This window comes from Pirellulales bacterium (genome assembly GCA_019694435.1).
Lineage (GTDB): Bacteria > Planctomycetota > Planctomycetia > Pirellulales > JAEUIK01 > JAIBBZ01.
This window is the reverse complement of sequence record JAIBBZ010000038.1, coordinates 1-13,587: the sequence shown is the minus strand read 5'-3', so window position 1 is coordinate 13,587 and position 13,587 is coordinate 1. Positions and strand designations below refer to the sequence as shown.

The window sequence follows — 13,587 nt, the reverse complement described above, 5'->3', positions numbered from 1 at the left end:
GGGCCTGAGTATGTCGACCTGGAAGTTGATGTGGGACGAGATTCGCTATCGCAAGCTGAATTTCGGCCTGAGTGTGCTCGCCGTGACGATCGCCGTCGGCCTGATCACCAGCGCCACGGCGTTGATCGACGGCTATCACCGTGAGACCTGCCAGCAGATCGTCGCGCTGGAAGAATCGACCGACGCGGAACTGGCAAAGATGGAGGACGAAACGCGCAAGTTGATGCTCAAAATGGGCTTCAACCTGCTGATCGTCCACCGCGAAACTGATATGAACGATTTCTGGTCGGCCGATTTCAGCACGGTCGACATGCCGCAAGAGTATGTCGACCGCCTGGCGCAATCCGAGAGCCTCACGCTCGTGACCCATCTCGTGGCCACGTTGCAACAGCGGATCGAATGGAACCAGCGCAAGGTGCTGCTGGTCGGCTATCTGCCCGAGACGCCGCGACCGCACGAGACGAAGAAGCCGATGGGCCTGAACATTGAGCCCGGCACGGTCTATGTCGGCCACGAGTTGGGCGTCGGGCTGAAGCCGGGCGACTCGCTCGAGATTCAGGGCCGCAGCTTTCGCATCGCAGCGATTCTGCCCGAAAAAGGCAGCAAAGAGGACATCACGTTGGCCTTGCACCTGAGCGATGCACAGGCGCTCACGAACCGGCCAGGGCGGATCAATCAAATGCTCGCCATCGGCTGCCAGTGTGCCGGCGAGCGGCTGCCGAAGATCCGGGCGCAACTGGCCGAAGTCTTGCCGGAAACCAAGATCACCGAGTTTAATTCGATCGCCGTGGCCCGGGCCGAACAGCGTGACCTGGTGGCGGCCGAACGCAAGACGGTCGTCGAAGAGCTGGCCACGCATCGCGACGAGCGGCAGCGGCAAATGGAAAACTTTGCCGGGGTCTTGGCGCCCGTCGGCGTGCTCGGCTGCGGCATCTGGGTTGGACTGCTCGCACTGGCCAACGTGCGGCAGCGGCAAGTCGAGATCGGTTTGCTACGCGCCCTTGGACAGGGCTCGCTGCGCATCGCTTCGCTATTCATGGGCAAGGCTGTGCTGTTGGGGGCCTTGGGCGCTGTGCTGGGCTTCGCCGCGGGGGCGGGGCTGGCGCGTTGGCTGTTGGTTTCCGCGCTCAGTGTCGCGGCCAGCGAATTTGCGGTGCCCGTCGAACTGCTGCCTTGGGCCATCGTTGGGGCGCCGCTGTTGTGCGCTGTCGCGAGCTATTTGCCGACGCTGGTGGCCGTACTGCAAGACCCGGCCGTCGTGCTCCGCGACGCTTAGTGACGCACCGCTTATCTTCTTGCGAGGAGTTCTGGATGAGTCCGGGCATTAATCGACAGTGGTTATTCGCGTCGCGGCCCGTGGGCATGGTGTCGACCGCCAATTTCAAGCTGCACGAGGCGCCGCTGCCCGAGGTGAAAGACGGTCAGGTGCTGGTGCGCAGTCTGTACCTGTCGATGGACCCGGCGATGCGGGCCTGGATGTGGGAGCGCGAGACCTATATCGCGCCGCTGCAGGTGGGCGAAGTCATGCGCGGGTCGGCCGTGGCCCAGGTCATCGAATCGAAGAAGCCGGGCTACGCGCCGGGCGATTTCGTCGTCGGCGTGTTCGGCTGGCAGGAATATGCCGCCAGCTCGGGAGGCGGGCCGCTGCCGATGGTCAAGATTCCGCCGGGCGTGCCGCTGGCGGCGACGCTCGGCGTGCTGGGCATCACCGGATTGACCGCCTACTTCGGGTTGCTCGACTTGGGCGAGCCGCAGGCCGGCCAGACGGTCGTCGTCTCTGGCGCGGCGGGGGCCGTGGGTTCGATCGCCGGGCAGATCGCAAAGCTGAAGGGCTGCCGCGTCATCGGCATCGCCGGCGGGCCGGAAAAGTGCCGCTGGTGCGTCGAACAAGGCCAGTTCGACGCCTGCATCGACTACAAGCACGAAAACGTCCGCGCGCGGCTCAAGGAGCTTTGCCCCGACCGGATCAACGTCTACTTCGACAACGTCGGCGGCGAGATTCTCGAGGCGGCCATGGACCGCCTGGCGCTGAAGGCCCGGGTGGTGATTTGCGGCGCCATCTCGCGCTACAACGCCGAAGCGGGGCCGATCGGTCCGCGCAACTATATGAACCTGCTCGTATCGAGGGCGCGGATGGAGGGCTTCGTCGTCTTCGACTACGCCGACCAGTTCCCGCAAGCCCTGGCCGAGATGGCCGGCTGGATCGCCGAGGGCAAGTTGCGCTACGAAGAGGACATCGTCGAGGGGTTCGAGAACGCCCCCGCGGCATTGCTGCGGCTGTTCGAGGGGAAGAACCTCGGCAAGCAGATCGTGAAGATCGCCGACCCGCAATAGCGTCGGGCTTTCGCCGTCGAGCAGCGGTCAATCGGCGAGCAGCTTGGCGGCCGGAAGGGCCCCGCGAATCTTCGCGATCGCGTCCTTGGAAAGCGCCGTCTGCCGCAAGTCGAGCAACTTGAGCTGTGCGAACTTGGCGATCGTTTCGACGCTCGCGTCGGTAATCTTGGTCTGCTTGAGATTGAGCGTCGTGAGCGTCGTCAACGGGGCGAGTTGGGCCAGCCCGGCATCGCCGATCGCGGTGTCTTCGAGCGACAATTCCTGCAGCTTCTTCAGGCCCGCCAGCGCGGCCAGCCCCGCGTCGGTAATGCTCGTGTGCCAGAGGTCGAGCGAGGTCAGCTCGGGCATGCCGCGCACCAATTCCAGGCCGGCGTCGCCGATCGGTGTTTCGCTGATGTCCAACAGGACGAGCCGCGACATGTTCTTGAAGTTGGCGAAGCCGGCGTCGGTCACTCCGGTGCCACGCAGGGCCAGGCGCCGCAGCTTGGTGAGCCCGGGCAGGAACTGCATGCCCGGATCCGTGACGGCGGCCCGCATCAGGTTGAGCTCTTCGAGGTTGGTGAGCTTGCCGATCGGCTCGAGGCCGTCATTGGTGATGCTCGTATCTTCGAGCGTCAGGCCACGCATCTGGGGGAGGCTTTCCAGGTGTTTCAGGCCGGCGTCGTAGACTTGCGGGCTGCGAAACTTGAGATTGACGATCGACTTCGAGCCGACGAACTGCTCGATCACGGCGTCGGTAACCTGAAAGCAGCCGCGCAGATCGACGACCTTGAGCTTGGGCATCGTGTGCGTCACGGCCAGCCCCGTGTCGGTGACGTTGTTGTAGGGCAGCAGCAGTTGCTCGAGGTTCACGAGCCCTTTGAGCTGTTCGAGCCCGGCGTCGGTGATGTCGACTCGCTGGAGCCGCAAGATGCGCAGGTTGGTCAGGCCGGCCAGGTGCGCCATGCCGGCGTCGGTCAGTCCTGTATTCTCCAGGGCCAGATTCGTGAGCCCCGTCAGGGTTGCCAGATTCGCGATGCCTGCATCGGTGATGCTGGGACCTTCGAGCGAGAGCTGCACGAGATGCTTGCACGCGGGCAGGGCGGCCAATTGCTCGTCGGTGACTTCTTGTCCCGAGGCGTCGATCGACGTGACGAGCCCGGCCGCGTCGCGCTCGACCTTGGCGCCCAGCGCGGCGAACTGCTCGGCCGCCTGCTGCTCGGCCGGATCGACCGGCTGCGTCGGCGATGCGGGGGCGGCATCCGCGGTCGCGGGCGCGGGCGCCGGGGGGGCGTGCTGCTGGCGGGCCGAACGGAGGACAGGAACGGCAACCAGTGCCAAGACGACCAGGATTAAGATCACCGCCAGGTACCGCATCGCTCTTAAGTTCCCTGCACAAAGGGGGTCGAGGGCCAATGGTCCGAAAGCCTGACAGTGTAGCCGCTTGGGTGCCCGACTGCGATGCGCGCGGGAAGTTTGCGAGCAGGGGGGTGGCAAGTTATCCTATCGGTCGGTCATCGGATGGCCTGCTGCATCCCGCCACAAGCGCATCACGCCCCCACCCCGTCGGAGTCAATTTCGCATGTCACGTAGCTCCCGTCGTACCTTCCTGCAGACGTCGGCCGTCGCGGCCGGTGGTTTCTTTGTTGCCAACAGTCTCCGCGCCGCTGATAGCGACTCGCCGAATGAAAAGGTGCGCTTCGCTTGCATCGGCGTCGGCGGCAAAGGCGACAGCGATTCGGCCGATGCCGGTAAGCACGGCGACGTCGTTGCGATTTGCGATATCGACGAGCAGCGTCTGGACAAGGCCGCGGCCTCGTTCAAAGACGCCAAGAAATTCGTCGACTTCCGCCAGATGCTCGAAGAGATGCGCGACAGCATCGATGCGGTGACCGTCAGTACGCCCGATCACACGCACGCGCCCGCGGCCCTGATGGCCATGCGGCTCGGCAAGGCGGTGTACTGCCAGAAGCCGATGACGCACTCGATCTACGAGGCCCGCCTCATGGCGCAGGTGGCGCGCGAAAAGGGCGTCGCCACGCAAATGGGCAATCAAGGCACGTCCGAATCGGGCCTGCGCAAGGCGGCGGCCACGGTGAAGACCGGCGTCCTAGGCGACGTGTCGGAAGTGCACGTTTGGACCAACCGGCCGATCTGGCCGCAAGGTGGCCCGCGCCCCGAACCGAGCGAATGCCCCGCCCATGTAAAATGGGATCTGTGGCTCGGCCCCGCGGCATCGCGGCCCTATGCCAAGGGCTATCACCCGTTCGCGTGGCGCGGCTGGTGGGACTTCGGCACCGGCGCTTTGGGCGACATGGCCTGCCACACGGTCAACCTGCCCTATGCGGCGCTCGATCTGCACGGGCCGGTCTCGGTCGAGGCCGAACACTCGGGCCACAACCAGGAGAGCTACCCGAAGTGGTCGATCATCAAGTTCGAGTTCCCGGCCACCGACAAGCGCAAAGCGCTGACGATGTATTGGTACGACGGCGGTAAGCGCCCGCCGAAGGAACTGTTCGGCGACGCCAAGCTTGATCAGGCGGGCTCGCTGATCGTCGGCACCAAGGGCAAGCTGTATTCGCCCGGCGATTACGGCGCCGGCTGGGACTTGCTCGGCGATGTGAACAAGCCCGAAGTCGAGTTCACCCAGTCGCCCGGCCACTTCACCGAGTGGGTCGAAGCGATCAAGGGCGGCCCGGCGGCCATGTCGAACTTCCCCGAGTACTCGGGCGGTCTGACCGAGACGATCCTGCTCGGCAATCTGGCCCTGTGGGCCGGCAAGAAGGTCGAATGGGACGCCCAGAACATGAAGTCGCCGAACTGCCCCGAGCTTGAGCCGCTGATCAAGCCGGTCTATCGCTCGGGCTGGACGCTCGACGTCTAAATCGCCGCCGGCCACCTGCGTGGCCCGGCTCTGGTTCGTAAAACACCACAGGCCTCATGAGTCGCATGAACTCATGGGGCCTGTGTGCTTCCACCGCACCCACGCGACTAATCGTTGTTGTCGAACCGTTCGCGGTCGACCATCATCGTGGCGTTGTTGGCCACGTTGAACAGCGGCTTGAACGGGTTGCACTGCGAGCACTGCGCCGAGCCGCCGATGTACCAGATCAGGTTCATGCCGACGCCCCACGCCTCGTGCTGGTAATCGAAGGTCCCGTCGTTGGCGCTCTCGTCGCTGCCGGGAATCTTGTAGTTGGCAATCGCCGACACCGACCACTTGCACGACAAGGGCACTTCAAATTCGCCGCCGATCAAGCCGTCGGAATTGCCCGTCGCACCACCCCAGATTCGGGCAGTTGCACCGGAGCAGAACTGGCGGCGCCAGAAAATGGCGTACAGGTCAGTGGTTTCCCAGTGCTCGAGCACACTGGTCGTCGAGGCTCCCTGCGAGAAAGGCTGGTCGTCGTCGGTCACGCCGGTTGTGAACCAGAAGCCGATCTCGTTGCCCCAGCCGCCGCGGAAGCTGATCTCGCCGCGAATCTGGCCGAGGTTGGCGTGCACGTAGTAATCGTCGCTTAGGTAGTCGTAGACGACACCCCATTGGAACCCGACCGGTCCGCGGAAGCGGCGAAACAGGCCGGCCGTGACAAACACCTGGCTGCGGGCGCTCGACGTGTTGACGCCGAAGGTGTTGTATCCCGACAGGTCGGTCTGCACGGCTTGGGCACCGATCTGGTAACCCCAATCCATGAAGCTGCTCACGCAGCCGCCGTAGTTGATCCCTTCCTGGAAGCCGAAGTTGCCGTTGGCGCCATTGTCCGGCGGAGCCTTGAAGGCCTCGGTGCCGGCATAGAGCGTGAGATTCTCAAACACCGGGCCATGCTGCCACCACGGACCGAACTGAAAGCCGCCGTGCACGTTGACCCCGCAACCACCGGGGCCGCAGCCGGGGCCCGGCCCGTAGCCGTCGTCGTAACCGCCGCCGCAGCCGTTGGGACCGCAGCCCGGACCCTCAGGCATGTAGTCGCCCTGGTACGGGCCGCCATCGTAAGGCATGTCGTACTGCATGTTGCCCTGCGGCATGGGACCCTGCGGCGGCCCTTGGCCTTGGGGAGCTGTCGGCGCAGGCAATTGCTCGTGGGGCGCTTGTGGATCGTCGTAGAATATCTCGCGCTCGTTCGCGGCGACGCGGTTTTCTGCGCGATTTACCGTTCCGCGATTGATCGTTTGATACGAAGCCCGCTCGACGCCGCCGGTTGGTCCCGTGGCAGCCGCAGCCGGGGTCGGCCGGTTGGGCGGCCCGCTCGGTGCCGAGGTCGCTTGCGAACGGGGCATCGGCTGCCGTGCACCGTACTGCGGCGGCGGATCGGACCGCTGCGGTCGAGGCACATAGCGGCCTCGCACCCGCGGGGCGGGCATGCCCGGCAGGGGATGCTGGGCCAGGGCTTGTTCGAAGCTCGCAAGGCCCACGACCGCCAGCGTCGCGGCGATCAACAGGGGGCGAATCGGTAAGGCACGGTGCATGACGGACACCTCGTGGAAGTCGACCATTCCGAGAAACTCGGAATCGCGAATGAGTGGTCGGCCCAGGTATCGACGTCTGCGTGCGCGTTACTTTCGTCAAACTTTGAACGACCCGAAAAGTCTACCGAGATTCGCGCTTGCACGCTGGCACCGCTGGCGAAGCATCTGATGGCGATGCCGATGACGGATGCAGTATCGGCGCTAGCGAATCTGGGCGAGCGCCTGGTCGAGATCGGCGATCAGATCTTCAGGGGCTTCGAGGCCGATGCTTAGCCGCACCAGCTCGTCGCGAATGCCGTGGGCCAGGCGGTCGGCGGGGTCATAGCTGGCATGCGACATCGCCGCCGGCTGTTCGATCAGCGATTCGACCGCTCCCAGGCTCACCGCTAGCTGGAACAGTCGGGTTGATTCACAGACGCGCTTGGCGGCGGCAAAATCGCCGGCCACTTCGAACGAAAGCATGGCGCCGAATCCGCCATGCATCTGCCGAGCAGCCAGCTCGTGTCCTGGATGGCTGGCTAGGCCCGGGTAGTAAACGCGGCGAACGAGCGGGTGAGCCGCCAGGTGTTCGGCGATTCGCCCGGCCGAGCGGCAATGCTCACGCATCCGCAGCTCGAGCGTCTTCAAACCGCGCGACATCAGGTAGCTGTCGAGCGGCGACAGTACCGCCCCGGTCGCGTTCTGGATGAAGTACAGGCGGTCGTAGAGTTGTGGATCGCGCACGACCAAAGCGCCGCCCAGCACGTCGCTATGACCACCGATATATTTCGTGGCCGAGTGCATCACGATGTCGGCACCCGATTCGAGCGGGCGCGTCAGGGCCGGTGACGCGAACGTGTTGTCGGCGGCCAAGATCGCCCCCGCGCGGTGCGCGATGTCGGCACAGGCCGCGAGATCGCAGATCGACAGAAGTGGGTTGCCGGGCGTTTCCACCCATAACAACTTGGTCCGCGGCGTAAATGCCCGGCGCAGCGCGTCAAGATCGGTGGCCGGGGCGAGCGTGACGTCGATCCCGGCACGGTTGACGATCTTGTGCAGCAGCCGATAGGTACCGCCGTAGATGTCGCTGGCGGCCACGATGTGATCGCCGCGCTCCAGCAACATCGTCACGGCGTGCGTCGCGGCCATGCCGGAGGCCATCGCCAGCCCTCCGACGCCGCCTTCGAGATCGGCGAGCGTCGTTTCGAAGGCCTTGCGCGTGGGATTACCGCTACGGGCATAGTCGAATTCGCGCCACTCTCCGGCCGCGTGCTGCACGTACGTCGTCGCCAGATAGACCGGCGGCACGACCGCGCCTGTCGCGGGATCGCGAGACTGGCCGACGTGGATCGCGCGGGTACGGAATTGCATGCGGGTCTAGCTGCGATCGAGAGCCTGTGCCAGGTCGGCCACGAGATCCTCGGCGTTCTCGATGCCCAAAGCCAGGCGGATCATGTTGTCGGAGATGCCGTACTGGCGGCGCTGTTCGGGCGTGCACTCGAAATAGCTCATCACGAGCGGCTGTTCGATCAGCGATTCGACGCCGCCCAGGCTGGGGCCAATCCGCGGAATTCGCACGGCGTCGACCACCGCGGCCGTCGCGCGCCAATCGGCGTCGCGGACCTCGAAGGTCACAAGCCCGCCGAAGCCGCGCATGGTGCGGACCGCCACTTCATGATCGGGATGCGACGGCAGCCCTGGGTAGTAGACGCGCTCGACACGCGGATGTTCGGCCAAGAAGCGAGCCACGGCCAGGCCGTTTTCGTTGTGGCGCAGCATCCGCAGCTCGAACGTCTTCAACCCACGTTCGAGCAGGTAGATGTTGTGCGGCGAATTGACGGCGCCCATGATGCCGCGCAACTTCCGCACGTCTTCGAGCTTTTCGGCGCTGCCGATGATGGCCCCGGCCAGCAGGTCGTTGTGTCCGCCGAGGTACTTCGTGGCCGAGTGCAGGACGTAGTCCACGCCGGCCGCCAGCGGGCGCAGGTTGTACGGCGTCGCCAGTGTGGCGTCGATCAGTGTCTCGACGCCGTGGCGCCGGCCCAGTTCGGCAAACCGCTCGACGTCGACGACGCTCAGGTGCGGATTCGTGGGCGATTCGCTGACGAGCAGCCGGGTCTGCGGCGTGATCGCGGCCGCCATCGCGTCGTAATCGCCCGTGCGCACCTGAAGGGTCTTCACGCCGAAGCGCGCCAGGTGCTTGAGGCAGAACTCGCGGCTGCGGTGATAACATTCGTCAAAAAAGATGATTTCGTCGCCGGCGTTCAACTTGGCCATCAACAGGCCGACCAGGGCCGCCATGCCACTCGAATAGAGCAGTGCGAGCTCGCCGCCTTCGATCGCGGCGAGCTTGCGTTCGACGACTTTTTCGCTGGGGTTGCCGTAGCGGCCGTATTCTTCGCGCGGCTGCTTCTGCTCGATGAAATCGACGATCGATTTCGTATCGGCGAAGGTGTACGTCGCCGTGACGAAGATCGGGTCCGTCATCGCGTCGCCGGGCTTTTGCCGTGCTTCGCCGGCATGCACGGCGACGGTCGACAAGCCGGGCTCGCGGGCCGCGGCGGTTTCGGTGGCTACTTTCATGCGACATTCCCGTCGGCTGGCAGGGCAGGGCACTCGCCGCGGGCAACAAAAAAACCGCGGCGCAGCGAAGTGCGGTCGCGGCTTGGTCTGATCAAAGTTCGATTGCGCGGTACAACCCACCAGAGCTACGGAACTGCCCCGCCTTCAGGCGGCAAACCGTTCCAGGTGGGTCCCAAGCAATGGCACTTTAGCAGTGAGGCTGCAAGCGGCCGCAAATCCCAGTGACGGCATCTTAATCCACTCCAGGGCATCCGGCAAGCCAGGGGATTTGCTGGACGCCTTTTCGCGGGTGGCGATAGAATCGAGCCGGGCGTCGAGCCTTCAGCTCGGCCTGTTTAATCACCCTGTCTCCGCCCACGGGCCCACCCGCTGCATGTCCGGGCCGCGTCGAATTCGGTGGTTTGTCTGGGGACTGGCCGCGGCCGTGATCGGCGGCGGGCCGGCCCTGCCGCGGCTTGCGGCAGAGGATCCGATCAGGGGCGGTCCGGCCGACGACCCGGCCGGTCTGGTGAGACAACTGGGCGACGAGAGCTTTCAGCGCCGCGAGGCGGCCACGCTGCGTCTGGCCCGGCTTGGCCTTGAGGCCAAAGCCGCGCTGATCCAAGGACTGGATTCTCCGGATGCCGAGGTGCGGCGCCGCTGCCAACGGATCCTGGCCGACGTTTTGGAACTCGACTTCCGCCAGCGCGTGCGTCGCTTTGCCGAGGCGACGGACGAAGTCAGCGACGGCGATGTGCCCGGCTGGAAGAGCTTTCATCAGATCGTTGGCGATGGCAAATCGGCGCGCGACCTGTATGTCGAGATGCTCGGCGCCGAACCCGAGTTGCTCGAGACGCTCGCCAGCGACGCCGAGCGTTTGCCAGAGCTGTTGACGATGCGATTGCGGCAGGTGCAAGCTCGCCGCTCGAGCATGGCCGGCAGCGCGCAATCGCGCGACGTCGGCCTGGGAAGCATCGCTACCTTTCTGTTCGTCTTGGCGGATGAGAAGGTACTGCTGCCCGAGCCGGTGCTGAACCAAGTGAAGGAGCATGTTTATTCCCCGGCGTTTCAGCAGGCCATCATGGCCGGCCCGAAGGCGGAACCGACGCATCGCTTGTTGGCGGCCTGGCTCCGCCGCGACGAGCTCCCGCCGCTGGAGACCATGAAGCTCGCGTTCCGGCATCAAATTCCCGAGGCACTGCCGACCGCGCTGAAAGTGATTGCGCAGCAGCAAGGGGTACCGATGCTGCGCGTGCAGGCACTGCTGCTGGTGGCACGGTTCGGCACCCTGGCCCAAGTGCCGGCGGTCGAACCCTTATTACAGGACGTCAATGGCGTAAACTACCGCGTGCAATCTACCCAGGGCACGACCGAGGTCCGCGACATTGCCCTGGCCGTGCTGGTGAAGTTGTCGGGGCAGAAATATGCCGAGTACGGCCTGGCCAAAGTGGTCGAGCACCCCCAGTTGGGCTTCGAAACCGCTTCGGTCGGTTTTCCCGACGAAGAGGCTCGCGCGCGAGCGCAGCAGAAGTGGGCCGATTGGTCACGCGAGCACGCGGCCGAGATTCAGGCCGCCCAAACGGATGATGTCAATGCTGGCGCCGGGCGTGGTGGCTGACCCACCCGTTGGCCGATCGTGCCTTTGGCACTCGCCTTGACCCGGCTCGAACGGCGACGGAATAATCCCCGCCGCGCCGGGGCTCATCCCTGCGAAGTCTGCGCCCCGATCGCTCGGACCTACCATAAAACTCAGGAGCCCTGGCATGGATCGCCGGCACCGCGGATGTCGCGCGTTGCAATGGGGATTGGCGCTCGTCGCGCTCTGCGCCGGCTGCCGATCGCCTTACTACTCCGATCAGGGCGCGATGTTCGGCGGCCTCACCGGCGCTGGAGTCGGCGCGATCGTGGGGAATCAATTGGGAAGCACGCTGGGTGGCGCGGCCATTGGCGCGGGCGTCGGTGCGCTGACCGGCGCCGCCGTCGGGAATGGGCTCGACGAGGTCGAGGCCCGAAACCGCGCGATGATCGCCCAGACGCTGGGCCGTCCCGTGGCGCAGGGTGCCGCGACCACGGCCGATGTCATTGCGATGAGCCAGGCTCGTGTGTCTGACGACTTGATCGTCAATCACATTCGCGCCAACGGCGTTGCAGCGCCGTTGCGTGCCGCCGACGTGATTTACCTGCAGCAGCAGGGCGTAAGCAGCGCCGTGATTCAGGCCATGCAAAACACCCCGGTTGGTGGACCGGCGCCGGTCATGGTCGGCCAGGTACCGCCGCCTCCGGTGGTGTACGAAAACTACTATGCTCCGCCTCCACCGCCGGGTTGGTGGGGCCCGCCCTATCACTGTTACCATCCGCACTTCGGTCCCCGCGTGGGCTGGGGTGTGTCGATCTCGAGCGATCGCTTCTAGGCACAGCGGGGCAGATTTGTTGCACGGTGCGCGGCCGAGTAGCATGACCGCGTGCAACCTCGCGTCTTGTCCATTGCGCTACTGCTCGCATGCTGCTTGAGTGCAGGCAACGGCCACCTGCTGCGCGGCGGGCCGGCCTGCGCCGATGAACTACCGCTCCACGTTCCCGACGGATTCACGGTGACGCGCGTGGCCGGCGACGATCTGGCCCACGACATCTGGTGCCTGACGCTCGACGAGCGGGGCCGAATCGTCGTCGGCGGTCCCGGCTATATCCGCCGACTCGAGGACGCCGATGGTGACGGCGTCTCCGATCTTGCAACCCAGCTGGCCACGTTCGACAAAGGTGGCCCGCAGGGACTCTGTTACTTCGACGGAGTTCTCTACCACGTCGGGCCGGGGCGCTTGGGGACGCTACGTGAATCGCAGCAAGGCGATGCGCAGCCCGCGATCAACCTGCAATTCCGGTCGAGCGGCGAGCACGGACCGCACGCCATCGTGCCGGGGCCCGATGGATGCCTGTACCTGGTCTGTGGCAACGACGCGGACCCGGGCAAGGGAGTCATGCGAGAATCGGCGCTGGCCGAGCCGCCGGTCGCGGGGCGGGTGCTGCGCATTGATCCGCGATCGGGGCGGATCGACAACTTTGCCTGGGGCTTTCGCAATCCCTACGACCTGGCATTTACGCGGGAAGGCCGGCTGTTGACGGTTGATTCGGACAACGAGCGGTCGCACTATTTGCCCTGGTACGCGCCGACGCGCTTGCTCGAAGTGCACCCCAAGCACGGCCACGGCTGGCTGCTGGCCGGCTACCAGTCGAGCTGGAACCGGCCGGCCTCTTGGTTCGACAGCGTGCCGCGGGTCGCCGAATTCGGCCGCGGTTCGCCCACGGGCCTCGAGGTCTACCGCCACACGCAATTTCCCCCGCGCTATCGCGGCGGCGTGTTCTCGGCATGCTGGACATTTGGGCGCGTGTATTTCGTTGAGCTGTCGACCGGCGCCGATGGTGTCGCACTTTCGGGCCGTGTCGAAGAGTTTCTTGCTCCCACCGGCAACGACGGCTTTGCCCCGGTCGATCTGGCCGTTTCGCCGGCGGGCGACCTGCTCGCGGCGATCGGCGGCCGGCAGACGCAGGGTGGAGTGTACCGAGTTCGTCACGAGGCCGGCATCGCGCCTGCCGGGCAGCCCGCACAGCTCGATCTCGACCGCGTGCTGAGTTCGCCTCAGCCGTTGACGGCCTGGTCGCGGGCCCAATGGCTGCCTGCCGCGCGCCGGCTCGGGCGCGAGGCGTTTGTCGCCGCCGCATTCGACTCCCAGCGCGACGAACCGCAGCGCGTGCGCGCCATCGAGATCGTCACCGAGCTGTTCGGTGGATTGCGCACCGATGAACTTAGGCAATTGTCCCAGGCGCCGCCCGTGGTCCGTGCCCGGGTGGCCTGGTCGTTGGGGGCCTACCTGTCGACACACGATGCGGCCGAGGACGGGGCCGTTGCGAATGCCTTGCGTGACGCGACGCGCGATCAGCACGCGCTCGTCCAGGCCGTGGCGTGGGAGACGCTTGCCGACACGTCGATTGCCGACGCGATGTCCAGGCCCGATGCGCTGCTCTCGCCGGCCGATGGCGTTCGCCGCGCGGCATACGGTTATCTCCGTCGTCATCCCGATCAATTGCACCAGGCGCTCTTCGACGTGCTGCGCAATGATCAGCAGCCCCAAGCGGCGCTGGCCGAGCTGATTGCGCGGGTGCTGCTCGGCGAGCATGGCGGCCAACTGCAACTTCGCGGTTGGTCGATCGCCGGCGACCTGGCGATGAATCGCGATTTGGAACCTGCGCGGCGCCTCGATGCGGTGCGCG

Annotated in this window: 10 protein-coding genes; 6 read left to right on the top strand and 4 right to left on the bottom strand. The window is 65.5% G+C overall.

All coding sequences use genetic code 11. From position 1 onward, the window contains the following. The first annotated feature begins 10 nt into the window (after positions 1 to 10). Together K1X74_20305 and K1X74_20300 are read left to right on the top strand one after the other, a co-directional pair. A complete protein-coding gene (locus tag K1X74_20305; protein ID MBX7168690.1) occupies positions 11 to 1,276 on the top strand; it encodes a hypothetical protein in 1,266 nt (421 codons plus the stop codon). 35 nt (positions 1,277 to 1,311) lie between these two features. Next, positions 1,312 to 2,334, top strand: a complete 1,023-nt coding sequence (locus tag K1X74_20300) for an NADP-dependent oxidoreductase (GenBank protein ID MBX7168689.1) — start codon at positions 1,312 to 1,314, stop codon at positions 2,332 to 2,334. A gap of 27 nt (positions 2,335 to 2,361) precedes the next feature. On the opposite strand, the gene K1X74_20295 is transcribed toward K1X74_20300, so the two are convergent. Beyond that, entirely contained in the window at positions 2,362 to 3,690 is a 1,329-nt protein-coding gene (locus K1X74_20295) for a hypothetical protein (protein ID MBX7168688.1), read from the bottom strand. 205 nt (positions 3,691 to 3,895) lie between these two features. Here K1X74_20295 and K1X74_20290 point away from each other — a divergent pair, with 205 nt between their 5' ends. Continuing rightward, positions 3,896 to 5,197 (top strand): Gfo/Idh/MocA family oxidoreductase, encoded by a 1,302-nt coding sequence (locus K1X74_20290; GenBank protein ID MBX7168687.1) that lies wholly within the window; start codon positions 3,896 to 3,898, stop codon positions 5,195 to 5,197. Positions 5,198 to 5,304: 107 nt separating this feature from the next. On the opposite strand, the gene K1X74_20285 is transcribed toward K1X74_20290, so the two are convergent. The 3 genes from K1X74_20285 to K1X74_20275 form a co-directional block, all read right to left on the bottom strand. Continuing rightward, entirely contained in the window at positions 5,305 to 6,780 is a 1,476-nt protein-coding gene (locus tag K1X74_20285) for a hypothetical protein (GenBank protein MBX7168686.1), read from the bottom strand. 201 nt (positions 6,781 to 6,981) lie between these two features. Then, positions 6,982 to 8,130 carry a PLP-dependent aspartate aminotransferase family protein gene (locus K1X74_20280; GenBank protein MBX7168685.1) on the bottom strand — a complete coding sequence of 383 codons (1,149 nt, stop codon included), beginning with the start codon at positions 8,128 to 8,130 and terminating at the stop codon, positions 6,982 to 6,984. A 6-nt stretch (positions 8,131 to 8,136) separates the two neighbouring features. Next, positions 8,137 to 9,342, bottom strand: a complete 1,206-nt coding sequence (locus K1X74_20275; GenBank protein ID MBX7168684.1) for a PLP-dependent aspartate aminotransferase family protein — start codon at positions 9,340 to 9,342, stop codon at positions 8,137 to 8,139. Between the two features lie 373 nt (positions 9,343 to 9,715). On the opposite strand from K1X74_20275, the gene K1X74_20270 reads away from it, so the two are divergent. The 3 genes from K1X74_20270 to K1X74_20260 form a co-directional block, all read left to right on the top strand. Beyond that, complete coding sequence (locus K1X74_20270) at positions 9,716 to 10,939, top strand: hypothetical protein (protein MBX7168683.1); 1,224 nt, start codon at positions 9,716 to 9,718, stop codon at positions 10,937 to 10,939. Positions 10,940 to 11,084: 145 nt separating this feature from the next. Further along, positions 11,085 to 11,732: a hypothetical protein gene (locus tag K1X74_20265; protein MBX7168682.1), complete on the top strand. Its 648-nt coding sequence runs from the start codon at positions 11,085 to 11,087 to the stop codon at positions 11,730 to 11,732. Positions 11,733 to 11,798: 66 nt separating this feature from the next. Further along, positions 11,799 to 13,587, top strand: a 1,789-nt coding sequence (locus K1X74_20260; GenBank protein MBX7168681.1) for a hypothetical protein, incomplete at its 3' end; no start/stop codon positions are given.